Origin of the sequence: Shewanella sp. S1-49-MNA-CIBAN-0167, assembly GCF_040310145.1 — a bacterium.
In the GTDB taxonomy this organism is placed as follows: Bacteria; Pseudomonadota; Gammaproteobacteria; order Enterobacterales; family Shewanellaceae; genus Shewanella; species Shewanella psychromarinicola.
In genome coordinates, this window is record NZ_JBEOPO010000008.1 from 109,176 (window position 1) to 133,879 (window position 24,704).

Genomic DNA, 24,704 nt, shown 5'->3' on the forward strand with positions numbered 1-24,704 from the left:
CAATATATTTACACCATACGGCTAGACTTGAACTTACCTTTTTACACCAGAAAGAGAGCAATCGATAATGACAACATCAAAACAACTATTTACCCTTATCTCCTCAGATGGACAACTTGAAATGTCCTTAAAGGATGTTGATGTGCCGGCCCCTAAACCACATGAAGTAATAGTGCGTATAGAGGCGGCACCTATTAACCCTTCCGATATGTGGCCTATGTTTGGCCCTTCAAATTTAGCCGCTGCACAGCTCAGTGGTGATAAATCAACTCTTAATGCACCTCTTTATCCTGGCATGTTACCCCGTATTAAATCTCGCTTAGATCAGGTTCTCCCCATTGGTAATGAAGGAGCCGGAACCGTAGTGGCTGCAGGTAATAGTGAAGCAGCACAAGCGTTAATGGGCAAAACCGTAGCCATTTTATCGGGTGGTGCTTATGCGCAATATTGTTGTGTGCCAGCCCAAGCTTGTATTGTGCACAACGAGGGCACCTCAGCCAATGATGCCGCTTCCTCTTTTGTAAACCCACTTACCGCCTTGGGTATGGTAGAAACCATGCGTATGGAAGGCCATACGGCATTAGTGCACACCGCCGCTGCATCGAGTTTAGGACAGATGCTAAATAAAATTTGTCTGGCTCAAGACGTCCCTTTAGTCAATATTGTTAGAAAGCAGCAACAGGTGGACATACTCAAGGCGATTGGTGCCAAGTATATTTGTGATTCGTCCAGTGACACTTTCAAGGCTGACTTATATAAAGCCATAGATGAAACCGGTGCTACCTTAGCCTTTGATGCCATAGGTGGGGGCGACGTAGTGAGCGATATACTGACCGCCATGGAACAATCGGGCAGTAAAGACGCAGTAGGTTTTAATACCTATGGCTCTGAATCTAATAAACAAGTTTATATATACGGTGGTCTGGACTTTTCTCCTACCATCTTGAACCGCGCATACGGGATGACATGGAGCATAGGAGGGTGGTTATTGATGAGATTCTTGGGTAAGCTGCAACCTCAGCAAATCGGTCAGCTGCAAAAACAAGTGGCCAATGAAATCAAAACCACCTTTGCCAGTGCATTTACTGATGAATTAAGTTTTGAACAAGCCATGACTCCGGCGATTATTTTGCAGTACACCGCCAAAAAAACCGGTGAAAAATACCTCATTAATCCAAATAAAGCGTAGTAAATTTGCCATATGGGGATGTAGTTGATACATCCCCTTTTTTCGTTTGGTGTAATAACATGGTCTGAATAACGGTGTTGTTCAGGACAGTTGCTACAGAAATGTAGCTAGTCATACCCAATTCTTGATGCAATATTGATGCAATTTTTACAGGTTTTTTCCAGCAACGAACTATAACATTCTTAGCCGTTGAGCATGATTTATGCGACCAAGAAACCATGTCCAAAGTTATTTAACGTCAATAATTTAATAATAAACTGACTATTATGCTGAAGTACGTAATGGAATACCTGCTGTCCTTTATTAAGGATCCCATCACGGTTCTTTTATTGTTTATAAGAAAAATTTGGGGTTTCGTATTTTTTAAAAAGGTTGGTTTATTCAACTAGTGCGGTCTGACTCGTACCAGAGCCACCAATAATGGGTGACCAATGTGACGACCGTACTTTCCATTTTCCAGCCTCCTTAGTATATACTTGGCTAACTCGGGTTCTATAATTTGCCACAGCAGGACTTCCTTTTGGAGTCATAGAACCCTCCGAATAATAATGGGCCAATGCAATTTTATCTGGTACCAAAATGGTAACTTGAATATGTTTAACATCGATATTGAACGCGTCATATTCTTCTAGCCGTCCATCGGCTTTGATTGTTTGGATCAGTCCGCCACTAGACCAGAACTCTATAGCGCCTTCGTTCGAATAGGTGCCTTCAAGCCCCTTGAGATTCTTTTTTACATAAGCATTATCGTCCATGATAGTCTTTTTGACCTCTTGCTCGGTCGCCATCGCTGTTTGAATAAATGTGCCAGTGATAACTAACAATCCAATTAGTGCAATGAATAGTTTTTTCATTATTGTATCTCCTTTGCTATTTGTTAACTCATCTATCATGACTGTTGCTATATTTCCATGGAGGTTGAGGCTCTCCATTTTCAAGAAGTGGAATTAACGTCTCTCATTAGTCGGATATTAATATTAGCAGTATGATAATTAAGACCTTTAATGAATTTTAGAATGAAAAACACTAAAGCTCGTGTTGAAGTATAGATGAACTTATTCCTATTGCTTAGAATATTTCCGTCCTTAGCATTAGCGTGGCGATATTTTTAGTCACGTTGAATTAGGCCGATGACATTAGTATTTAATGACGCTTACTTCTTATAATCTAAATGAACAGTCCTTATACTAAAATCTTATAACGTCTGTTTTGGTATCAACGTTTTTCAGGTGAAATAAAGTTAACGCTTAAATGTAGACTGTTTTAAAGCATGACTCGTCGTTAACACAGCTGCATTTTATGACGTCAATTCTGGTCGCTATTTAACATTAATTTTCTGTTTATTTAAGTTCGGATTTTGAATTTGTATGCTGGGTTATAAACTACGATTTCCTTATTATAAAATTCGGTGCACTCTATAGACAAAGTTAGTTAGAAACTATTTTGGAACTATATTGGAAATTTTAGGATTAATTTTTATGACATAAATAACCCTAAAAATATAAAGAGGTTAAAAGATTAAAATATTAAATAAAATAGTATGTTAATGCTAGTAATATACAATCAACCATTTGCCAGACGAAATTGAAATGCCGATTTAATCTGCGCATTTTTATTGTTAGCCATAAACTGCATTCGCCAGGGCTTATTATTCAATAATGACATAACCTTGTACTTGATAGTCACCCCCAGTGTCATGATGCATTGCTGAAAACTATTTCGAGGATAAGGTTATTAAAAAAGCCGAATACACATGAATCAAAAAGAAAACGGTTAGAATGTTGAGCGTTAATTAACTGACTAAGCGCGTCTTTAGAACGTTAACCTCAGAATGCATGTATCAATATTAACGCTAGCCAAAAAACCTAGTGCAATGTGCGACTTGGGTTTATGTCAGTTATTACATCAGTGAACCAAGTCGTTCATTTTAGGTTATATATCGCCAATCAATTTTTGAAAGTAAACTAGCTTAAAAAGTGTCTGTTTCTAGTTGAGCGCTATCATTAGACCTCACGATAGGGTTTTATCGGCAACAGGGCATAGTTTAGGGCATAGTTTAGGTCATAGTTTAGGGTATCGTTTATTGCTGCTCTGCTTCTATTTTTACCCCATTACTACTTGGTTGCGGCCATTTTGTTTTGCCTGATAGAGTGCTCTGTCTGCATTTTTAATCAGACACAGGTAGTCTTTACACTCAGACGTTAGTCCTGCGACACCAACACTCACAGTAACCCCAATTGAAAGCATATCTATGCCAGGCTCTTTGGGCAGCGGCAACTGAGTGTTCTCCACAACCTGCCTGAGTCGTTCAGCCAGTTTATAGGATGTAGAAATTTGAGTTCGAGGAAGAATGACCACAAACTCTTCACCGCCATATCGGGCAAGTACATCCGACTCTCTTAATGACTCTTTGATATTTTGGGCGATATTTTTCAGTACTAAGTCACCAATCTGATGACCATAGTTATCATTAATGATTTTGAAATGATCGATATCGATCATAAAGATAGACAGAGGCTTAGAGTAACTTTGTGCCCTTTGTGTCTCCTCTTTAAGGCGACGGTCTAAGTAACGACGGTTGAAGATCCCCATTAGTGAGTCGGTGATGTTTTCCTGCTTGAGGGCATACAACTGCATGATGTCGCTGGTCGTTTTGAGTGACAAGCTACAAACAACAAATACAAAAATAGCTCCGCAAAAAAATATAATCGGCACGACGAGATCGAGTGGTTGATAAGCTTTAACTAAGCTAAATTTTGCGTATACGACATAACCTGCGATAAAAAACAGGATCAGCAGAATAAGAAATCCCCAACTATAGCGTAATCTACCTGTCGGTAGCTGACGAAATAGCGTCCATACGGGTGCGATGGCCATTGCCAGTAATAGCGCTCCGCAAATAACCAGTCCGCTACCTAATACGGGTAAAATATCGTACATATAAAGTCCTTATTCTGGTATCACTTCAATTTTGAAAACGCTTCAACCTTGAGAGGTTTTCAATATCGTCGTGAATATCGTCCTTGGAACCACAGAACATATCGGGGATACAATGATAGAATATCAGATGGATTAAACAAAAATGTGATAGCTCTCAAATATAGATTAACTTCTTTTCTGATTATGTGAGCCCGTTAATGAAATGAATGAATATTGTTGTAATTCGGTTGGTTACTTAGATTTTTACTGCAGTATAAACAGAGGTTGTTTGAACCCGCTTCGGTGTTCATCATTATTAACAAGCCTAGCAGAAGAAGTATTAATTGAGCTCTTTACATATCTTCGATGTAACGATGACTCTGGGCATTTGGTTAAAGCATTAAATAAAAACACTTTGTAATGGCTCGATTGTTGGCTTCATTTATTCTAAAAAGCATTAATCTTTGCATTCGAGCGCAGCACAGATAATAATCGCACTGCATTGGTGCTATCGCAGATTGGCTTGGCTGATCACAAAAAGGGTTTCACCAATAACATCACAATGAGTTTAGTTATTAAGGTATTGGCAATTTATGAAATTTAGTCCTTTGGTCGATGAATTAATTCAATCTTTACGCGCTTTGCCAGGCGTCGGACCTAAGTCGGCACAGCGTATGGCGTTTCAATTGCTTGAGCGTGAACGTAAAGTTGGCCTTAAGCTTGCCGATTCGTTACAAAAAGCCATGTCTGAAGTCGGCCACTGTCAAAGTTGCCGTACATTTACCGAACAAGATTTATGCCCCATATGCAGTAGCCATCGGCGTATTAATGCAGGGATTATTTGCGTGGTCGAAACCCCTGCCGATGTGCTTGCCATTGAGGCGGGTGGACATTTCAATGGCCGCTATTTTGTATTGTTAGGGCACTTGTCGCCATTAGACGGTGTTGGTCCTGAAGAACTGGGTCTGGCCTTACTTGAGCGCCATTTAATCTCTGATGAAGTGAGCGAGCTTATTCTTGCCACAAACCCTACCGTTGAGGGGGATGCTACCGCACACTTTATTGCGGATATGGCTAGGAGACACAATGTGGTGATTAGCCGTATCGCTCATGGCGTTCCTGTCGGTGGTGAGCTTGAATATGTTGATAGCACCACCTTAGCCTTGTCATTTAATGGTCGTATTCCGCTGTAGAAAAGCGGCTTACTCATTGAAAACCACTGTGCCAGCGGATCATTAATCAGGTTTGCTGGCATTATTTCATCCATCAAGGGCGATTAATGGGGTAATAGGGGCGGACATTATTCGCCATATTGGCCTGATTTGAGCCTAACGGATGATTTATTATTCAACAAGGCGGTGTTGCCCCTTGAAAATATTGTAACGTTCCCCCATCTCTTGGTTAACACCGATTTTTAAGGCGAGTAGATTAATCGACTCGTGATTGTTTCAACGTAACACCAAGGGAAATATTCATGTCACAACAAGAAACTCATGGCTTTCAAACCGAAGTAAAACAACTTCTGCAGTTGATGATCCACTCTCTGTATTCAAATAAAGAGATTTTCTTACGTGAGCTAGTCTCAAATGCGGCCGATGCAGCAGATAAACTCCGCTATTTAGCCTTAACCGATGATGCCTTATATGAAGGTAACGGTGATTTACGCGTCCGTGTTAGTGCCAATAAAGAAAAAGGCACAGTAACCATTACTGATAATGGTATTGGTATGACCCGTGATAGCGTCATTGAACACTTAGGCACTATCGCCAAATCGGGCACTAAAGAGTTTTTCAGTAACCTTTCTGGCGAAGCGTCAAAAGACACACAATTAATTGGTCAGTTTGGTGTGGGCTTCTATTCTGCTTTCATCGTGTCCAAAAAAGTCACTGTGCGAACTCGTGCTGCCGGTCATGCGGCTAATGAAGGCGTATTGTGGGAGTCAGAAGGTGAAGGTTCATTTAGTGTAGACAGTATTACTAAAAATGAACGTGGTACTGAAATTGTCCTGCATTTACGTGATGAAGAAACCGAGTTTGCTGACGATTATCGTCTACGATCAATTATCACTAAGTATTCTGATCATATCTCTGTTCCGGTACAAATGTGGAATGAAGGTACACCAGAGTCTGATGGCCCTGATGGCGAGAAAGTAGCGGCAACCGAAGGTGAGTGGAAAGTGATGAACAAAGCCACCGCGCTTTGGACTCGTAATAAGTCAGATATCACAGAAGAAGAATACCAAGAATTTTATAAACATATTTCTCACGATTACAGCGAGGCATTAAAATGGTCTCACAATCGTGTCGAAGGCAAACAAGAATACACCAGCTTGTTGTATATCCCAGCCAAAGCGCCGTGGGATATGTGGAATCGTGACCATAAACATGGCTTGAAGCTGTTTGTTCAGCGTGTGTTTATTATGGATGAAGCCGAGCAGTTTTTGCCTTCTTACTTACGTTTCGTTCGCGGGTTAATCGATTCAAATGACTTGCCGCTAAACGTATCTCGAGAAATTTTACAAGATAATCAAGTAACTACAGCAATGCGCGTGGGGATCACCAAACGTGTGTTAGGTATGCTTGAAAAACTGGCTAAAGATGAGCCTGAACAATACCAGTCTTTTTGGGCTGAGTTTGGTCAAGTATTAAAAGAAGGCCCAGCAGAAGACTTTGCTAACAAAGAGCGCATTGCAGGACTATTGCGTTTTGCTTCTACTGATGACAATTCGGCCGCCACAACGGTGTCATTAGCTGCTTATATTGAGCGCATGAAGGAAGGCCAAGACAAGATTTACTATATTGTTGCCGACAGCCATGAAGCCGCAGCAAATAGTCCTCATCTTGAATTACTGCGCAAAAAAGGCATTGAAGTATTATTAATGTCAGAGCGTATCGATGAATGGTTAGTGAACCACCTAACTGAATTCAAAGAGAAGAAGTTACATTCTGTCACCCAAGGTGATTTAGAATTAGGCGAGCTTGAAGATGCGGCCGATAAAGAAGCTCATGACAAAGTTGCTGAAGAATCAAAAGCACTTGTTGAACGAGTTAAAGCTGCACTTGCTGACCGCGTATCGGCAGTTCGTGTTACATCACGCCTAACTGACACGCCAGCATGTGTGGTAGCCGGTGAAGGTGAAATGTCGACTCAGATGATTAAACTGATGCAAGCTGCAGGTCAGCCAGTGCCAGATTCTAAGCCAACATTTGAGATTAATCCAACCCATCCTTTGGTTGAACATCTTAGTAACGAAGCTGACGAAAAACTGTTTGCTGATTGGGCTAACTTGTTATTACAACAAGCGTTGTTATCAGAAAAAGGCAGTCTGGCCGATCCATCAGCGTTTATTAAACTGACCAATCAAATGTTATTGGCGAGTGTAAAATAACTTCGATTTAAGCAGTAAAAGCGGACAATAAGTCCGCTTTTGTTTTTGTCATACCGCGGAGGCAATATGGACTACCTCATCGATCTTACTAAAGATAATATTCAGCAAGTTGTTGATACCTCAATGCAAAAAATGGTGGTATTGGCATTTTGGACTCAACAACAGCCCGAAAGTGTACAGATGTTACAAACGCTGGAACAACTGGTAACGGCACAAGCTGGACGATTTATTTTAGCCAAAGTGGATTGTGAAACAGAGTTAGAAATTGCTAACTATTTCCAAATTCAAGATGTACCGACCACATTAATTTTAGATAAAGGCAGACCGATTGATGGTTTTGCTGGGCAACAAAGCCAACAACAAATTTGCGACATACTCGACAAACATTTACCGCCGATGTGGATACAAGCGTTTGATGAGGTTAAGCAAAAATTAGCCCAAGGCGAGTTATCGTCGCAAGACTTGGGCAAAATAGCAGACCAATTAACAATCATTTATAACGATGCGCATCAGCCAGCTGAAGTTGCATTGGTGATGATAGATGTGGCGTTACAGCAAGGTTTATTAGCGGAAGCAAAAGTGTTGCTAGCCCGTATAGGTTTAGCTGATCAAGATAGTTACTATCACAATTTAGTCGCCAAATTAGCGTTAGCGGAAGATGCGGCAGATACGCCTGAAATTCGTCAACTGCAACAGAATGTTGCCGACCAACCTGACAATATTGATGCGGTGTTAATCTTAGCCAAAGCATTAAATGTTGCCCATCGTAATGAAGAAGCACTCGAATTATTGTTCGCTATTTTACAAAAAGACATGAGCGCTGCAGAGGGTAACGTTAAACAAGTCTTCATGGACATTTTAACTGCGATTGGCCAAGGCAATGCGTTAGCCAATTTATATCGGCGTAAATTGTATACTTTATTGTATTAAACAATTGCAGCCATTTTGTTACAATCCTTATTAGATTTAGGTCTAATGTTATAACAAAAGCGCTATTAATAGTGTGGTAAATGTGCGAAAATCGCCGCCCTAAAAAGAACACAAACTTAAAAGAGGACTTTTGAGATGCGCATTATTTTATTGGGTGCCCCAGGTGCTGGTAAAGGTACCCAAGCTCAGTTCATTATGGAGCAGTACGGTATCCCACAAATCTCAACCGGTGATATGTTGCGTGCAGCAGTAAAAGCTGGCACGGCATTAGGTTTAGAAGCTAAGAAAGTAATGGATGCAGGTCAATTAGTTTCTGACGATCTTATCATTGGTTTAGTGAAAGAGCGTATTACCCAAGATGACTGTGAAAAAGGTTTTTTATTAGACGGTTTTCCTCGTACGATCCCACAAGCCGATGCAATGGCTGAAAACGGAATTGAAATCGATCATGTGATTGAGATTGATGTGCCAGACGAAGAAATCGTTAAGCGTATGAGCGGACGTCGTGTCCATTCTGGTTCTGGTCGCGTTTACCACATGGTATTCAATCCACCTAAAGTGGCAGGTAAAGATGATGTCACTGGCGAAGATTTATCTATCCGTCCAGATGATGAAGAAAGCACCGTACGCAAACGCTTAGGTATTTACCATGAGCAAACTAAACCATTAGTCGATTACTATGGCAAAGTGGCAGCAGAAGGTAAAACTCAGTACAACAAGTTTGACGGTACTCAATCTGTTGCTAAAGTTAGTGAGCAATTGGCCAATATTCTAAAATAATCGCTAATTAACGCCTCAATAAAAAGCCTGCATTGCAGGCTTTTTTATTGCTTAATGGACAAGCTAATTACTCGAAAACGTAATGATAGACAGATATTGGACATCTACGTCTTTCTGTTTACCTCTGAACGGGGTGGGAAACGGTTATCAAACAGCTCTTTGTCCTGGCAATACCGACGCTGCATTGACTTACAATAGGCCTGCTATTGACGCGCAGATTGCCCTTGCTAGTAAAAAAAGGCACGTTTTAAATAAAATCGCTCAAAACACTGTGCATTTTAGCTCTCTATCCATCTCTTATCCCGAGTTAAGGTTATTTAGGCCGTGAAAATGATAAAAGTGATATAGAATTAACGCTTACCTATGATAAAATTTGCCGCCATTTTCGCGGATGACAACTCATTAAAAATTCAATGGGTGTCAGTAATCATTAATTTCACACTTGCATGGATGCCAAGCTATGAGAGTCCAATATGAAGTTCCCTGGTCAACGTAAGTCCAAGCACTATTTCCCTGTAAACAGTCGTGATCCTTTATTAGCTCAACTTACGCAGCAGCCTCAACCTTTTTCTACTTATATTTGTGGGATTGACCAGACGCTGGTGGATATCGAAGCCAAAGTTGATGATGAATTACTTCAGCGTTACGGTTTACCTAAAGGCAACTCAACGCTCATTAACGATGAGCAAGCCCATCATTTGTATAATGAACTTAAGTCCAATGAGATCATCAGTGATGAGTTTGCTGGTGGCACCATTGGTAACACAGTACACAATTATTCTATTTTAGCCGATGACCGCTCAGTGCTTTTTGGGGTTATGAGCCAACATATTATGGTAGGTAGCTACGCTTATCGCTATTTATGTCATACCTCATCAAAGGTCGACCTCAACTTCTTACAACCTGTCGACGGTCCTATTGGTCGTTGTTTTACGCTGATTTCCGACAGTGGTGAGCGCACGTTTGCGATTAGTAAAGGATGCATGGATAAGCTAACACCAGAGTATATCGATAAAGAGGTGGTGCAGGGCAGTTCAGCATTAGTCATCACGGCATATTTAATGCGTGCCAGTGACGGTGACGGTATTACTGATGCCGCAATGACGGCGATTAATTACGCCAAAGAGGCAGATGTGCCAGTCGTGTTAACCTTAGGCACGCGGTTTTTAATTCAAGAAGAGCCAAAGTGGTGGCAAAATTTTATTAATGAACATGTCACTATTTTAGCCATGAATGAAGACGAAGGCGAAGCGTTAACCGGTTTTAAAGACCCATTACTTGCCAGCGAAGCCGCTCTTGAATGGTGTGACATGGTGTTAACCACGGCGGGGGAGATAGGACTTTATACCGCAGGTTATACTGAGGATAATGAAAAACGCGAAACCAGTCATACCTTATTACCTGGAGCCATTCCCGAGTTCAATCGTTATGAGTTTTCGCGACCGAAATTACAAGCAGATTGTGACACGCCGATAAAAGTATACGCACATATTGCACCTTATATGGGTGGGCCGGAATTAATTCGCAATACCAATGGTGCTGGCGATGGTGCGTTGTCTGCGCTGCTTCATGATTTATCAGCCAATACTTTCCATAAAACCAATATACCTGGCTCGAGTAAACATAAACGAGACGGCATATGTTATTCATCATTTTCACAAGTGTGTAAATACGCTAATCGTGTTGCATACGAGGTGTTAGCTCAGCATAGTCCACGTTTGTCCCATGGTTTGCCTGAGCGAGAAGACAGTCTAGAAGAGTCTTATTGGGAACGATGATCTGTCGTCGATAAAAAAAACGATAATGATGCATCATTATCGTTTTTTTTTGTGTTAATTTTTATAGAATAGATATCGACATCTAGTTTATTAATAAGCAATTAGGAGCGCCACGTGAAAGGACAAATCTTAAAAGAGATGCATGTACTTAAGGCTATTGAGCCAGAGTTTGAGACCCAGCGTAGAATTGCTTTTATCAAGGCAAAATTAATAGAAGCTAACAGTCGTACTTTAGTTTTGGGTATTAGCGGCGGTGTTGACTCATCCCTTGCAGGGCGTTTGTGCCAGCTGGCAGTGGATAGCCTTAATCAAGAAAAGGTCAGTGACGAGTACCAGTTCATTGGCGTTCGCTTGCCTTACCATGTGCAAAAAGATGAAGCTGAAGCCCAACAAGCCTGTCAGTTTATTCAGCCTTCACAACTGGTGACAGTGAATGTCCATGATGGGGTTGTTGGCATCCATAATGCCACACTAGCCGGTCTCACCGCGGCGGGTTTAGCATCAACAGATGCTGCCAAAATTGATTTTCTTAAAGGTAATGTCAAAGCTAGAATGCGCATGATAGTCCAGTATGATATTGCAGGGTTAGTAGGTGGTTTAGTTGTTGGCACCGATCACAGTGCTGAAAATATTACCGGTTTTTATACTAAGTGGGGAGATGGCGCGTGCGATTTAGCCCCGTTGTTTGGGCTAAATAAACGTCAGGTACGCCAGTTAGCGGCTTATTTGGGTGCACCTGATCTATTAGTTAACAAAGCCGCTACGGCTGATCTAGAAGACAATAAACCTCAACTTGAGGATGAAGCCGCTTTAGGACTGACTTATGATCAAATTGATGACTTCTTAGAAGGTAAAGACGTTGCCCAATCAGTTGAAGATAAACTCGTTAGTATCTATAAACGTACCCAACATAAGCGTGAGCCTATTGCGACTATTTACGACTAATCGCTAATGTTTTGTAGCGGCGATGTGTTGTCGTGTCAGTTCAATGAGCGCATTAGAATATTGTCGATAATCTAAATATGGTGTCATTAACACTGGGGGCTGGCGCTGTATTTTTTGCTGGTCATCCAGTGATGAATATTGCCGAGGATCCGTTATCCCCATTCGTAGCTGGGCTTCTTTACCACATATAATATGCCAACATACAGAAGGCAGCTTTAAGTCGTCGCTATAATGAACATCTGCTTTAACAATACGTAATTGGCAACGTAAGCGTGATGTTTTAATGTCACTGTTGATGTTCTTGTCGGTTTTTGGTTGATGCCGTTCAGCAGATTCACTAAACAGATTGTCGCGGATCAACTTCCAACAAGCCCCTTTGTTAGCATTGATATCGTGCTCTAAACAGCAAATTTTAGCCATAATGGTGACAATTTTTCGCCAGTGATTTCCATTCAATGCGACGAGTTGTGTTACTGCATCAACGTGAGTGGCTTGCCAATGTTCCGGTAAGGCTGGAGGCGTAGGTAAATAAAAAATGATATCGGGATTCATGGGCCCCCATATATGGCTAAATAAAGCTGATGACATATCATTTCCACTATAGTTAAGGATGGCTATTGTTTGGCGGTTTGACGGTAAATGTTAAGCTATATTGTTGTTCATTTGATATTTATTTTCAATAAGGTTTACTATGCGCGCTATTGTAATTGGGTCGACTAAACATTTTTTGTTTGCCGCATTTTATGCTGCTTTGGGGATTGCTTTAGCGTTAATTATCGCAGCCGTTTGGATGCTTAATGCTCGGCCTAATTTATCATTGTGGCACACTACACACCTAACCTCTGAATATCATCAGCAGTCAGGCTTAACTGATTTTAATCAATATTTACTATTAGAAGATAAACTATTTGCTGAAGTAGAACAGCAAGTTTATCGTCAGTATCAGCCTGAAATAGCGTCTCCTATTAATCGTTATGAGCGCCATAGTCTGTCTGATCCTAGGTTATGGCAGCAAAATTGGAATCGCTCATTTGAATGGAAAAACCCACAAGCAGAGTTTGGCCTATTATTGTTACATGGCATGTCTGATTCACCCTATATGATGTCGCATTTAGCACAGCATTATAAGCAACAGGCATATGTTTTAGGATTGCGTTTGCCCGGCCACGGTACCATTCCGTCTGGGTTAACCGACATTACCTGGCCTGATCTTGCTGGGGCGGTGTCACTTGCCGTGGCACACTTATCTACACAACTGCCGGGTAAACCCATTTATGTGGTGGGTTTTTCAACTGGGGCTGCATTGGCGTTAAACCATGAACTTGAGAATATCAGCTTGGATAAGTCTACGAGCTTTGATGGCATGATCATGTTATCGCCAGCAATTGGTCTTACACCTATTGCTGCAGGTGCTTACTGGCAAGCAAAACTGGGGAAATTACTTGGGCAAGATAAACTGTATTGGAACAGCATTCAAACAGAATATGATCCGTTCAAATATCAATCGTTTGCCGTTAATGCTGGTGATGTTGTGTATCAGTTAACCCAGCGTAATCAGACCTTATTAGAGTCATTATCGGTGCAGCAGTTAGATGCTATTCCGGCGATGTTAACGTTTCAGTCAGTTGTCGATGATACGGTATCTTCGCTTGCTGTGGTTGATTTGTTATATCAAAGGTTACCGGCAAACAAAAACCATCAATTGGTGTTATTTGACGTCAACCGTACTCGGAGCAACAACCAATTACTTTTCCAAGACCCACTGGCATCTTTTGCCCCTTTTTGGCTGTCTAAGCCGTTACCCTATCGCCTAAGTTTGCTTGAAAATGACCCGCAACGTGATCATCATGTTCAGGTAAGGGAGTTAGCCGATAAATCGATAACTAATGATGTATTAGCGTTAAATTTAACTTGGCCTAAAGATGTGTTTTCATTATCTCATGTGGCGTTAAACTTTCCGATTGAAGATACGCTTTATGGGCCTCAATCTGGCAATAATCCTGATAAAATCCAAATAGGCAGAGCAATTTATCAAGGTGAACGGGGCATTTTTAGTATGACAGCCGACGACATGTTACGTCAGAAATGGAATCCATTTTATCCTTATATGATGACTCGAATTGATGCGTTTACTCAAGGACATCAATCTGAGTCATCATTGGATAATAAACCGCTAAAGTTTAGTCAGAAATGATATTAATTATTGTCCGGTTTCGTCCCTGCTGTTTTGCTTGATAGAGATTATCATCTGCAACTTTAATCCACTTATCGAGTTGCACGTTATAGTCCGCATTTGCTGTAATCGCGCCAATACTAACTGTCACTTTGAATGATTGTTTATCTTCGGGTGAGGTGATATTTAATTGTGACAATGCTTCTCTAAAGCCATTGAGATGTTGTTCAATATGTAAGGCGTTGGACAAAGGCAAAATCAGTAGAAATTCTTCTCCGCCATAGCGGGCCACAATATCAATGTCACGTTTAAAATATGTCTGCATTAATTGAGATACGTTTCGTAAGCACTCATCTCCAGCCAAATGCCCATAGTTATCATTAACTCTTTTGAATAAATCCAAGTCAAGCAAGACAACGGTAATAGCTTGTTCACTGCGTAAACAAAAATCCAATAGCTCACCAAATTTACGTTCAGCATAACGGCGATTATATAAGCCTGTTAAAGGATCACGATCAACCAGTTCAGTTAGCTTTATGTTGGCTTTTTCTAATTCTGCAGTACGGTTAGCAACGGTCTGTTCTAACTCCAATTGATGAGCAACCAGTTGTTGTTTACTGGTCACTAAGCGTTGATACAAGCTGAACACTTCTTTAGGTGAATTTTCGTCAATAGTTGATGCTTTTCCTGTATCGGGCTGACTAAATTGATTGGCTACTGCTTCTAATGGCACGGTCAATAACGTACTCAGCTTTGTTGATATATAAAACGTACACACTAATGAAATCAGCAACAGAATAAAACTACTAAACATTTGTTCTTCGGCCAACTTTAGTAATGGTGAGAACTCTTTTAAAATATAAACAGTCCAACCATTATTCAATTCATGGTGAGTATAAATATACTCAGGCACAATTGAGGTCGTATGGTGAATATTGATAAGGTCAAGGTTGGCGCGATACACACCTTTGTTTATGACAAAATTAAATTGTGATAGTGGTTTAAAAGCAAGCTTTTCTGAAGCGTAAATAATTTGATTTTGCTCATCAACCATCACTACAGATTCATCAGTGCTGTATTTATTGACTTGATCAATATATGAAAAGTGGCTCAAATCAAGCGAGCCTTCTATAATCCCTGCTATTTTTGTGTGTTGCTCATCGAGATAAAACGGTGCACTCATGGCAATAATGGCATCATTGCCAAAGCCGCGACCCAGAAAGGCGGATGATACAAAAAAGCGGTGATTGTAAAACGATTCAATAAAATATTCGCGGTCTTTAATATTGATGCTTTGTTGTTGTTTTTGGATTGAGAGCAGTCTTGACAATGGGCTAGCGTTGACAATGTTAGCGGCAGGATCGGCAATTAGCATGCTAATAAAGCTTGGGTAGCTTTGATGCAAACTCGATAAAATAGCTTGCCATTGCTCAGGCGTATCGGCCATTAAATTTAATTGATTGGCGGTATTTTGGATCACGGCCTTATGGTTTTCGATATGATTCTGTGCCGCGGTAGAGATATGCACAACCGCTTCTGTCATATTTTGTTTTAACATGACTTGTTGACGCTCTAAAGAATAAAAATTAAAGATTAACGCCGAAAACAGTAATGTTAACGTGACCATCAACGTGAAAAAATAGGTCAGTTGCGCGCTTAATTGTCTGCGATGGCGGTCTTTTACTTTATCTTTTAAAAACCATAGCTTTGGAATAGCTAAAATCAGCAGTGATGCAAGACTGGTATAAATGAGTCCGTTGATCCCTTGCTTTGAAATGATAAAGCCTAAGTGAGATGGTGGAATATCCATCAACAAAACCGCATATAAATACACCATTGGTGCGCCAATTAATAACCAATAAGCGGCGTCGGCATATAAAGCATAGATATCACGGCGTCTCGCATAGCCTAAAAATAGTGCTTCTAATCCAAAAAATAAATACACATGGGGACTATCCCATACCAGCATTAATCCTGTTGATGCCATCATTGCTGTTACAAATGCGTACCAAGGTCCTAATAAAACGGCAGCAATGACTGTCATCGTATTACCTAGTACAAATTGCACATTGGCAAAAAATTGAATTGGGAAACAATTGATCAGCAGTCCGACTACTCCCAAGATAATCGCGAATAAAAGGTGCTGTTGGTTAATGCGTGGTAACGTCAAAAAAATATCCTTATTATTCTTATTATCAAAAGATTCGTTGATATACGAGTACTTATCTCAAGAAATCGAATATATTTCAACGAAAACGATGACTTTTTTATTAGTAAATGCCTCGTTTTGTTTTAATTGATCGTCATTTAAGTCTCTTTGTGCGGTAATTTTGTTCGACCTTGGTCTAACTCGATGGAATGGGCAATCGAGGCTTTTATTTGTTTTTTTACTGTATAACTATGATTAGTAAGTGATTTAATAGCTTGCAACAGTAGCTTGTTCGTGAGATACGACTAAGGTCTTGATTGTAGACCCCCCCTAAGTTGCTAAATTAACAATGGCTTTACAAAAAATAACATAGGGGAGTCGCAATGAGTTTTGAAAATAACGAAAAGGCAGCGGGTTACTGGCGTGAGAATTTACGCTTGGTACTTAGCTTGCTTGCCATCTGGGCTGCAGTATCATTTGGCTGCGGTATCATATTAGTAGATGTACTTAACGAAATTACCTTCATGGGATTCAAACTGGGTTTCTGGTTTGCGCAGCAGGGTGCAATGTATGTATTCGTGGCGCTGATTTTTGTTTACGTAGCGAAAGCTAATGCGTTAGACAAAAAATACAATGTTCACGAAGACTAAGGGGCACTAAAAATGGATGTTCAAACACTAACATATATTATTGTCGGCGCGACTTTTACGCTGTACATCGGGATAGCTATTATGTCCCGAGCGGGTTCAACCAAAGAGTTTTATGTTGCAGGTGGTGGTGTTCACCCTGTTATGAACGGTATGGCAACCGCAGCGGACTGGATGTCAGCTGCATCGTTTATTTCATTGGCCGGTATTGTGTCTTTTACGGGTTATGATGGTTCAGTATATCTAATGGGCTGGACGGGGGGTTACGTTCTATTAGCCTTGTGTATGGCACCTTATTTACGCAAGTTTGGTAAATTTACCGTTCCAGACTTCATCGGTGATCGTTATTACTCTCAAACAGCTCGAACTGTTGCGGTTATTTGTGCCATTTTCATTTGCTTTACCTACATTGCAGGTCAAATGCGGGGGGTAGGCGTAGTGTTCTCTCGCTTCTTGGAAGTAGAGGTAGAAACCGGTGTGTATATCGGGATGGCGGTCGTATTCTTTTATGCTGTACTTGGCGGCATGAAAGGGATTACTTACACTCAGGTAGCGCAATATTGTGTGCTTATTTTTGCCTTCATGGTGCCCGCTATTTTTATCTCGGTAATGATGACAGGTCATATTTTTCCGCAGATTGGTTTTGGGGCCGAGTTAGTGGACGCTGCAGGTAATGGTACTGGGGTATATTTACTCGATAAACTTGATGGACTGTCTGCTGAACTGGGCTTCTCTCAATATACCGAAGGTTCTAAATCCATGATCGATGTGTTCTTTATTACTGGAGCATTGATGTTTGGTACAGCAGGCTTGCCGCATGTGATTGTACGTTTCTTTACGGTTCCTAGAGTAAAAGATGCACGTATCTCAGCGGGTTGGGCACTCGTGTTTATCGCGATTATGTATACTACTATTCCGGCATTATCGGCATTCTCACGCGTTAATATGATTGAAACCATTAATGGACCAGAATCTACCGGTGTACCTTATGAAACAGCACCTGAGTGGATTAAGAACTGGGAAAAAACCGGTTTAATCACGTGGGACGATAAGAACAACGATGGCAACATTTTCTACACCAATGGTGAAAAAAATGAGATGACCATTGACCGAGATATTATGGTTCTGGCAACGCCTGAAATCGCTAATCTTCCTGCATGGGTTATCGCATTAGTTGCCGCGGGTGGTTTAGCGGCAGCATTGTCAACATCAGCGGGTTTACTACTGGTGATTTCAACGTCTGTTTCGCACGATTTACTCAAGAAAAATCTAATGCCGGATATTTCGGATAAGAAAGAGTTAATGTATGCGCGAATAGCCGCTGCCTTAGGGGTTGTTATGGCGGGCTACTTTGGCATAAACCCACCAGGTTTTGTTGCGGCTGTAGTAGCTATTGCATTTGGTCTCGCCGCTGCGTCGTTATTCCCAGCCATTATCATGGGTATTTTCTCCAAAACCATGAATAAAGAAGGGGCTATTTCGGGTATGGTGATCGGGTTATTATTTACTGCGAGTTATATTGCTTACTTCAAGTTTATTAATCCGGCAGCCAATTCGTCCGAAAACTGGTTATTTGGTATCTCGCCAGAAGGTATTGGTATGGTCGGAATGATTGTTAACTTTTCGATAGCCTTTGCGGTCTGTAAAGTAACCGCTAAAATTCCTGACGAGATAGTGGCGATGGTGGAGTCAATCCGTTTCCCTAAAGGGTCTGGTGAAGCGCAAAATCACTAATCAGCTTTAATTATCACAGTTTACAAAGAGCGCTTAGGCGCTCTTTTTGTTGGTCTTAAGTCCTATAGCCGTTAAGTGAAATGCTTTGCTATAGTGAGACTGTTGACCCATGCACAATAGGGAAATGATTAATGGATGCCAGTGAATTACAACCCGTCGAACAGTTTTTAGCGCTCCATTCTCCTTTTGATACTCTCCCCAAAGAGATCATTCAATACTGCGCTAAAATGATTACCATTGGGTATTACACTAAGGCATCAGCATTTGTTGAGTTCGATAAAGACAATCCCAAATTATACCTTGTTCGTAGCGGTGCTTTTGAAGTGCGCGATCCCGAAGGTGTGTTGGTCGATCGAATAGGTGAAGGGGAGTGCTTTGGTTTTTCCACCTTATTATCGGGTGAGAAGGTAGTCAATAAAGTCGCGATCCTTGAAGACGGTTTAGTCTACCATGTACCGCAAACTGTGTTTGGCCAACTACGAGCTCAACATAGAGGATTTGATCAATTTTTTACCCGCGCTTTTGCTAAACGTTTACGCAATGAAGCTAAATTTACCACCAAAGACTTAACCACAACTAGTCGTATTACTTCCATCATGTCATCTAAGCCCATCATCATTGACGCTCATGCGAGTGTGATCGATGCTGCCAAACTGATGCGAGAACATCGAGTGTCATCAGTGTTAGTTATCGATAATCAAAAATTAACCGGTATTTTGACCGACAGAGATTTACGTAATCGGATTATTGCAGAAGGGTTAGATGTGAATACGCTGGTGAGTCAAGCCATGACAGTCAACCCGGTGACAACCCATGCCAATGCATTAGTGTTTGAGGCCATGCTCGCGATGAGTGAGCATAATATTCATCACTTACCGGTAGTTGATGGCAGCCTTGCAGTAGGCATTATCACCAGCACAGATATATTGCGTTCGCAAAGCTCACAGCCTCTGCTTTTGATCGGCGAGATAGGGCGACAAGGCAGCATAGAAAATCTTATTCAAGTCAGTAAGCAGATCCCGCTACTATTACAAAACTTAATTAGTGCCGATGCCAGAGCTGAAGAAATTGGTCGGGTGCTCACCTCGGTAACCGATGCATTAACTCGCCGGATCATCGAACTAAATCAACTACTTCTAGGTCAGGCTCCGATGGCTTTTTGCTGGTTGGCTTTTGGTTCACAAGGCCGCCAAGACCAGGTTGCCTGTTCTGATCAAGATAATGGCTTATTGTTGGCACACGAACCCGATGAGTTTGCAGCTGCCTATTTTGAAGCTTTAACAAAAGCGGTGTGTAAAGGCTTAGATCAATGTGGTTATATTTATTGCCCAGGTGACATTATGGCGCAAAACCCTAAATGGCGATTGTCATTGGTAAAATGGAAAGGGCTTTTTTCGCAATGGGTTAATACGCCAGAGCCAAAAGCCTTAATGCACGCGAGCATCTTTTTCGATATGCGCCCAGTATTTGGTCCTATAACCTTGTTTAGCGAATTACAAGATTCGGTGCTTGCTTCAACTCAAGATAACGATATTTTTTTGGCAGGGATGGCGGGTAATTCGCTGGCAGAATCGCCACCATTAGGCTTTTTTAGGAAATTTGTCCTTGAACGTGATGGCAGTGAAGTGAAAGGCATGGATTTAAAACATAAAGGCAGTGCGTTAATTAATGACATTGCCAGAGTGTATGCTTTAAGTGCCGGCATCAAGGAGGTTAATACTGCTAAACGTATTAGAGCGTTAATGGACGCTAATATTATTAATCGTAAAGATGCACTTAACTTGGCGGATGCCCATGAGTTTATCGCCCACATGCGCTTAGCAAATCAAGGTTACCAGGTGACTCACAATTTGCAGGTGAATAATTTTTTAAAACCACAACATCTTTCTTCATTAATGCGCCATCAGCTTCGAGATGCCTTTAAGGTGGTCCATGATGCTCAAACGGGGTTAAAGCTTAAATTTATGAGGAGTTTTTAATGGCCAATTTGTGGTGGATAAAAGCCATACTTTGGCGCAAAAAATTGACCACATTACCGCTACAATTGAAGACCTATATCGATGAGATTACTCCGGCATTGTCGCAATTATATCGAGATGCTCCCTTGATGGCGATTGATCTTGAAATGACAGGGCTTGATCCTGAGAACGACCAAGTGATCAGCATCGGTTTAGTGCCCATCGTTGATGGCCAAATTCCGCTTAATCGCGCCCAGCATATTATGATTGCCATTGATGGCAGCGTGGGGGCAAGTGCAACGGTGCATGGGATCGTCGACAATCAATTACACATGGCATTATCAATTGGAGAGGCGTTGAACTGGTTTCTTGCCCAGACTCAGGGGCATATTTTAGTCGCTCATCACGCCCCGTTAGATATTCATTTTATTCAAAATAAATTACAACGTTGTTTTGGGCAATCGATACCCATGGTGTATATCGATACCTTAGCTATCGAGCGAAAACGTTGTTTAATGCATCACCAAGTGCTCAAAGAAGGATCATTGCGTTTAGGTGCCAGCAGAGCGCGCTATGGGTTACCCGTCTATGCTGCTCATAATGCATTAATCGATGCATTATCGTGTGCGGAATTATTGTTGGCGCAAGTTGCGGCTATGGGGGATGTACAACGTTTATCGATAAGTGAAATCATCGAGATTGCCCGGTGATAGTGAAATAGCATCAATAAAAAAACCAGATAATAATCTGGTTTTTTTAAGCTATGCGATAAGGTTACTTTTCAGCTTTTTTGAAAAAATAATCCACTGCAGGTTGGATTAGTTCCAATGCGGTTTTATCACAGTCAGGTAGTTTAGCATCGCTAATGGTAATAGGGGTTGTTCTTTCTCCCCACTTTAGTAGCAAAGCTGCCGAGGTTAATCCGGCCCCAAACGCACATGACAAAATTGTTTGATTGGCTTCAATTCTCCCTTGAGACAACGCATCACAGATGGCAATCGGGATTGTAGCTGCTGAAGTATTACCGTAATCAGCAATGTTGATGAAAGCTTTTTCTTTAGGGATTTTCATCCGGCTCACTAAGGTATCAATGATTCGTTCATTGGCTTGGTGTGGTATGACAAAATCAACATCATTGATATCAATACCACATTTTTCCAAGACTTTATTACTGAGATTACCCATGCCATGAATAGCTCGTTTAAACACCTCTTGACCGTTAATGTGGATATAAAAGTCTAATGAGTCATTATCAAATCTGTCCATTTGGGTGCCAAAACTGGATTTTAAAATATCGCGACCTTCAGGATCGTTATTTAACTCATAACCTAATACACCACCGGGTTGATCACTGGCTTCAAGTACCACAGCACCAGCACCGTCACCAAAGAGCACCGCTGTTTCACGACGAGACCAATCTAGGTAAAAAGATAAACGTTCAGCGCCAATAATAAGAATTTTTTTACTTTGACCGCTTTTGATCATTGAACTGGCTAACCCAACGCCATACAAAAAACCACTGCAAGCAGCGTTAATGTCAAATGCACCACATGTAGCGCCAATATCGGCCTGTACCGTTGATGCAATATTGGGGATCAAAGTATCAGGACTGGCGGTAGCTAAAATAATTAAATCTAATTCACTGCCATCAATCCCAGCAGCAGCAAGAGCATGCTTAGCCGCAACAGATGCCATTTCAGAAGTATTAACGTGACTAATATTACGCTTACTGATCCCAGTGCGTGTTTTAATCCATTCATCCGTTGTGTCCATGAACGTGGCTAAATCTTTATTGGTTAATGTTGCGGGTGGAACAGACTTACCCCAACCGGTAATGTGTGCATAATGCATAAGAAATTCTCTCAATACGTTTCAATAGTTAATTAAAATTATTTACAATATCAATAGCTTGATATTAATTTTTTGATACTAAGTTGTTGATACTAAATGCTCATGGCTAAGATTTATTATTATTTTTATGACTTGATTTTTTGTTCTACCAGTTTCGTTATCAACGCTGAGGCATGCAAGATATGCTCACGCAATAAAATAGTTGCCTTCTCTATGTCTCGATCCTTACACAATTCGAGTAACACTCTATGCTCTCTTTCTGCAATAGGGATCCCGCCAGTAAACAACAACTGCAGACGAATATAGCGATCACAATTGGTGTTTAACCCGTTAACCACTTCCATTGTATGAGGGCGATTAGCGGCTTGATATAAACGAGTATGGAACCGAGTATTAAGCTCACTCCAACTGGCCACTGACTCTTTGAGTTTAAATGCCAATTCAAGTTGAGCGAGAACGACTTCAGCTTCACCAAGATCATCGTCAGTTAAGTTAGGAATGGCCTTAGCCAATAAATCTGATTCGATCATAGCGCGTAATTCAAATAATTCAGTGACTTGTTCAACAGATAAAAGAGTTGCTGTGGCTCCTTTATGCGGTTCGAAATTGATCAGGCCTTCAGCTTCTAATTGTACTAACGCTTCACGTACAGGAATGCGACTTACGTTTAATTGATCTGCAATCGCAGACTGCCTAAGGGGTTCCCCTCCTTGTATATCACCAGAAAGGATCCGTTCTCTGAGCACTTCAACAACAAGTTGCGTGCGGGTTTTATGAATAATAGGAGTTATATTGCTCATGTACTCTAATAGTTTATCACTAAATTCTTCGAGCAAGAGTAACGCTTAGGCGCCGTTTTATAAAGTGAAACCTCTGCAATTATGAAAATCAAGGCTATAAAAGTCGCTAAATAAACAAATTTACAAAAATATTCAGATTGACTAGCACCCAATTCATCTCAATGGGATAATCACAACAGTATAGAGTTTAAGGAGTGTTAGGTTGAATAAAGCAGTATTTCTCGATCGCGATGGCGTGATCAATAAAGACAATGGTTATGTTCATATTGTGGATGATTTTGAATATATCGATGGTGTGTTTGAGGCATGCTTAGCGTTAAAGCAAATGGGTTACCTATTAGTAGTCGTCACTAACCAATCTGGTATTGCTCGTGGTATGTACAGTGAAGACGATTTCCATCATTTAACTGAATGGATGGATTGGAACTTTGCCGATAAAGGTGTCGAACTTGATGGTATCTATTATTGCCCGCATCATCCAGAAAAAGGCCTAGGCGAATATAAGCAAGATTGTGATTGCCGAAAACCTAAGCCGGGTATGCTGGTAGATGCAGCGCAGTTTTTAAAAATAGATTTAAGCCAGTCTGTCATGGTAGGTGATAAAGCCGATGACATTCGGGCCGCAAGAGCGGCTGGCATTAAGACTGCCATTTTGGTTCGTTCAGGTAAAGTAGTAGACGAAGCCGGAGTTGAACTTGCCAGTGCCGTGGTTGACAGTATCGCTGACGTTCCGAGTCTGCTAAGTCAATTACTCGCAAAATAATAGAATCGCGAATTCAAAGCTATCATTTCAACTGTTCATATATAAGCTTTCACCCACTTATATATGAACAGAGATTTTCAGTGTAACCATTTACTTCGTTTTAGACTTTATCTTCCTTTATATACTAGTCAGCTTATTTTTGTTGCTAACAAACCCCTAAGCCAAATAAAGGTATGTCATCCATTAACGCGAAATCGTTGGTACTACTAAAAGTCGCTACGGAGTTAACATCAAATTAACGTCGTTTCAGTAATTTTTTGCTCTAAACAAGCTAAATTACCCACTTAAACCACCATAAGCCGCATAATAAGCCTTATATAGGTAAGAAAAATAAATTTAATGTTCGCTGTAGCGAGGCTTTTTTGGTTATAAAGTCAGCAAAAACATCAATAAATATGACTTTAAGTTTAAATAGTGTGCAGTTGGGTCGTAATAGTCATAAAAACCGTAGAAAGCCCTTGCGCTATAAAAAGTTTTCCCTATAATACACCCCACTGACACGGAACGCAGCGTCTTACGCTAGTTACCAGGTCCGCTCTTTAACAATTTATCAAGTAATCTGTGTGGACATTCACAGGTATTGAGTTATTCGAAATTATTTAAAACAGTTTACTGTTTTTGATAATCAAAAAATTTCAACTCAATGCAACGATGAGTGTTCATAGTAATATGTACAAACATTATTTAGATTCTTCCGAGT

The 24,704-nt window shown here is 40.9% G+C and carries 19 protein-coding genes; 13 read left to right on the forward strand and 6 right to left on the reverse strand.

All coding sequences use genetic code 11. From position 1 onward, the window contains the following. Window positions 1–67 precede the first annotated feature (67 nt). Window positions 68–1,189 (forward strand): zinc-binding dehydrogenase, encoded by a 1,122-nt coding sequence (locus AAEZ00_RS05600; RefSeq protein WP_124011754.1) that lies wholly within the window; start codon window positions 68–70, stop codon window positions 1,187–1,189. Between the two features lie 377 nt (window positions 1,190–1,566). On the opposite strand, the gene AAEZ00_RS05605 is transcribed toward AAEZ00_RS05600, so the two are convergent. After that, the gene (locus AAEZ00_RS05605) at window positions 1,567–2,043 is read right to left on the reverse strand and encodes a Cif family virulence factor (protein ID WP_124011753.1); all 477 of its coding nucleotides are present in this window, start codon (window positions 2,041–2,043) and stop codon (window positions 1,567–1,569) included. Between the two features lie 1,249 nt (window positions 2,044–3,292). After that, on the reverse strand, window positions 3,293–4,129 hold the full coding sequence (locus AAEZ00_RS05610) for a GGDEF domain-containing protein (RefSeq protein ID WP_351088434.1): 837 nt from the start codon (window positions 4,127–4,129) through the stop codon (window positions 3,293–3,295). A 572-nt stretch (window positions 4,130–4,701) separates the two neighbouring features. Between AAEZ00_RS05610 and recR the strand changes: the two genes are divergently transcribed. From recR to nadE, 6 genes are all read left to right on the forward strand, one after another. Then, complete coding sequence (gene recR / locus AAEZ00_RS05615; RefSeq protein WP_101032082.1) at window positions 4,702–5,301, forward strand: recombination mediator RecR; 600 nt, start codon at window positions 4,702–4,704, stop codon at window positions 5,299–5,301. A 281-nt stretch (window positions 5,302–5,582) separates the two neighbouring features. Further along, complete coding sequence (htpG, locus tag AAEZ00_RS05620; RefSeq protein ID WP_124011751.1) at window positions 5,583–7,496, forward strand: molecular chaperone HtpG; 1,914 nt, start codon at window positions 5,583–5,585, stop codon at window positions 7,494–7,496. Between the two features lie 66 nt (window positions 7,497–7,562). Further along, complete coding sequence (locus AAEZ00_RS05625; RefSeq protein ID WP_124011750.1) at window positions 7,563–8,426, forward strand: tetratricopeptide repeat protein; 864 nt, start codon at window positions 7,563–7,565, stop codon at window positions 8,424–8,426. 135 nt (window positions 8,427–8,561) lie between these two features. After that, window positions 8,562–9,206 (forward strand): adenylate kinase, encoded by a 645-nt coding sequence (adk, locus tag AAEZ00_RS05630; protein ID WP_101032079.1) that lies wholly within the window; start codon window positions 8,562–8,564, stop codon window positions 9,204–9,206. A 473-nt stretch (window positions 9,207–9,679) separates the two neighbouring features. Continuing rightward, window positions 9,680–10,984 (forward strand): inosine/guanosine kinase, encoded by a 1,305-nt coding sequence (locus tag AAEZ00_RS05635; RefSeq protein ID WP_124011749.1) that lies wholly within the window; start codon window positions 9,680–9,682, stop codon window positions 10,982–10,984. A 114-nt stretch (window positions 10,985–11,098) separates the two neighbouring features. After that, window positions 11,099–11,929 carry an NAD(+) synthase gene (nadE, locus tag AAEZ00_RS05640; protein WP_124011748.1) on the forward strand — a complete coding sequence of 277 codons (831 nt, stop codon included), beginning with the start codon at window positions 11,099–11,101 and terminating at the stop codon, window positions 11,927–11,929. Between the two features lie 3 nt (window positions 11,930–11,932). Here the strand turns inward: nadE and AAEZ00_RS05645 are convergent, their stop codons facing one another. Next, window positions 11,933–12,517: a DUF6942 family protein gene (locus AAEZ00_RS05645; RefSeq protein WP_233768548.1), complete on the reverse strand. Its 585-nt coding sequence runs from the start codon at window positions 12,515–12,517 to the stop codon at window positions 11,933–11,935. Window positions 12,518–12,620: 103 nt separating this feature from the next. Here AAEZ00_RS05645 and AAEZ00_RS05650 point away from each other — a divergent pair, with 103 nt between their 5' ends. Beyond that, window positions 12,621–14,123, forward strand: a complete 1,503-nt coding sequence (locus AAEZ00_RS05650) for an alpha/beta hydrolase (RefSeq protein WP_124011747.1) — start codon at window positions 12,621–12,623, stop codon at window positions 14,121–14,123. On the opposite strand, the gene AAEZ00_RS05655 is transcribed toward AAEZ00_RS05650, so the two are convergent. Next, window positions 14,110–16,272 (reverse strand): diguanylate cyclase, encoded by a 2,163-nt coding sequence (locus tag AAEZ00_RS05655; RefSeq protein ID WP_351088435.1) that lies wholly within the window; start codon window positions 16,270–16,272, stop codon window positions 14,110–14,112. The genes AAEZ00_RS05650 and AAEZ00_RS05655 overlap by 14 nt on opposite strands. 362 nt (window positions 16,273–16,634) lie before the next feature. On the opposite strand from AAEZ00_RS05655, the gene AAEZ00_RS05660 reads away from it, so the two are divergent. From AAEZ00_RS05660 to AAEZ00_RS05675, 4 genes are all read left to right on the forward strand, one after another. After that, window positions 16,635–16,901 (forward strand): DUF4212 domain-containing protein, encoded by a 267-nt coding sequence (locus tag AAEZ00_RS05660; RefSeq protein WP_101032075.1) that lies wholly within the window; start codon window positions 16,635–16,637, stop codon window positions 16,899–16,901. Between the two features lie 12 nt (window positions 16,902–16,913). Then, on the forward strand, window positions 16,914–18,632 hold the full coding sequence (locus AAEZ00_RS05665) for a sodium:solute symporter family protein (RefSeq protein ID WP_101032074.1): 1,719 nt from the start codon (window positions 16,914–16,916) through the stop codon (window positions 18,630–18,632). A 131-nt stretch (window positions 18,633–18,763) separates the two neighbouring features. Then, window positions 18,764–20,611 (forward strand): DUF294 nucleotidyltransferase-like domain-containing protein, encoded by a 1,848-nt coding sequence (locus tag AAEZ00_RS05670; RefSeq protein ID WP_101032073.1) that lies wholly within the window; start codon window positions 18,764–18,766, stop codon window positions 20,609–20,611. Beyond that, window positions 20,611–21,300 carry an exonuclease domain-containing protein gene (locus AAEZ00_RS05675; RefSeq protein WP_351075258.1) on the forward strand — a complete coding sequence of 230 codons (690 nt, stop codon included), beginning with the start codon at window positions 20,611–20,613 and terminating at the stop codon, window positions 21,298–21,300. Before AAEZ00_RS05670 ends, AAEZ00_RS05675 begins: the two co-directional genes overlap by 1 nt. Window positions 21,301–21,364: 64 nt before the next feature. On the opposite strand, the gene AAEZ00_RS05680 is transcribed toward AAEZ00_RS05675, so the two are convergent. Both AAEZ00_RS05680 and AAEZ00_RS05685 read right to left on the reverse strand, forming a co-directional pair. Beyond that, window positions 21,365–22,441 (reverse strand): ketoacyl-ACP synthase III, encoded by a 1,077-nt coding sequence (locus AAEZ00_RS05680; protein WP_351075260.1) that lies wholly within the window; start codon window positions 22,439–22,441, stop codon window positions 21,365–21,367. A gap of 125 nt (window positions 22,442–22,566) precedes the next feature. Continuing rightward, a complete protein-coding gene (locus AAEZ00_RS05685; RefSeq protein ID WP_101034690.1) occupies window positions 22,567–23,241 on the reverse strand; it encodes a GntR family transcriptional regulator in 675 nt (224 codons plus the stop codon). A gap of 202 nt (window positions 23,242–23,443) precedes the next feature. Here AAEZ00_RS05685 and gmhB point away from each other — a divergent pair, with 202 nt between their 5' ends. Next, window positions 23,444–24,004 (forward strand): D-glycero-beta-D-manno-heptose 1,7-bisphosphate 7-phosphatase, encoded by a 561-nt coding sequence (gene gmhB / locus AAEZ00_RS05690; RefSeq protein ID WP_351075263.1) that lies wholly within the window; start codon window positions 23,444–23,446, stop codon window positions 24,002–24,004. Window positions 24,005–24,704: the final 700 nt, after the last annotated feature.

Coding starts and splice junctions, on each gene's coding strand:
- AAEZ00_RS05600 (WP_124011754.1), top strand. CDS start 68: ATGACAACATCAAAACAACTATTTACCCTTATCTCCTCAGATGGACAA.
- AAEZ00_RS05605 (WP_124011753.1), bottom strand. CDS start 2,043: ATGAAAAAACTATTCATTGCACTAATTGGATTGTTAGTTATCACTGGC.
- AAEZ00_RS05610 (WP_351088434.1), bottom strand. CDS start 4,129: ATGTACGATATTTTACCCGTATTAGGTAGCGGACTGGTTATTTGCGGA.
- recR (WP_101032082.1), top strand. CDS start 4,702: ATGAAATTTAGTCCTTTGGTCGATGAATTAATTCAATCTTTACGCGCT.
- htpG (WP_124011751.1), top strand. CDS start 5,583: ATGTCACAACAAGAAACTCATGGCTTTCAAACCGAAGTAAAACAACTT.
- AAEZ00_RS05625 (WP_124011750.1), top strand. CDS start 7,563: ATGGACTACCTCATCGATCTTACTAAAGATAATATTCAGCAAGTTGTT.
- adk (WP_101032079.1), top strand. CDS start 8,562: ATGCGCATTATTTTATTGGGTGCCCCAGGTGCTGGTAAAGGTACCCAA.
- AAEZ00_RS05635 (WP_124011749.1), top strand. CDS start 9,680: ATGAAGTTCCCTGGTCAACGTAAGTCCAAGCACTATTTCCCTGTAAAC.
- AAEZ00_RS05645 (WP_233768548.1), bottom strand. CDS start 12,517: ATGTCATCAGCTTTATTTAGCCATATATGGGGGCCCATGAATCCCGAT.
- AAEZ00_RS05650 (WP_124011747.1), top strand. CDS start 12,621: ATGCGCGCTATTGTAATTGGGTCGACTAAACATTTTTTGTTTGCCGCA.
- AAEZ00_RS05660 (WP_101032075.1), top strand. CDS start 16,635: ATGAGTTTTGAAAATAACGAAAAGGCAGCGGGTTACTGGCGTGAGAAT.
- AAEZ00_RS05665 (WP_101032074.1), top strand. CDS start 16,914: ATGGATGTTCAAACACTAACATATATTATTGTCGGCGCGACTTTTACG.
- AAEZ00_RS05670 (WP_101032073.1), top strand. CDS start 18,764: ATGGATGCCAGTGAATTACAACCCGTCGAACAGTTTTTAGCGCTCCAT.
- AAEZ00_RS05675 (WP_351075258.1), top strand. CDS start 20,611: ATGGCCAATTTGTGGTGGATAAAAGCCATACTTTGGCGCAAAAAATTG.
- AAEZ00_RS05680 (WP_351075260.1), bottom strand. CDS start 22,441: ATGCATTATGCACACATTACCGGTTGGGGTAAGTCTGTTCCACCCGCA.
- AAEZ00_RS05685 (WP_101034690.1), bottom strand. CDS start 23,241: ATGAGCAATATAACTCCTATTATTCATAAAACCCGCACGCAACTTGTT.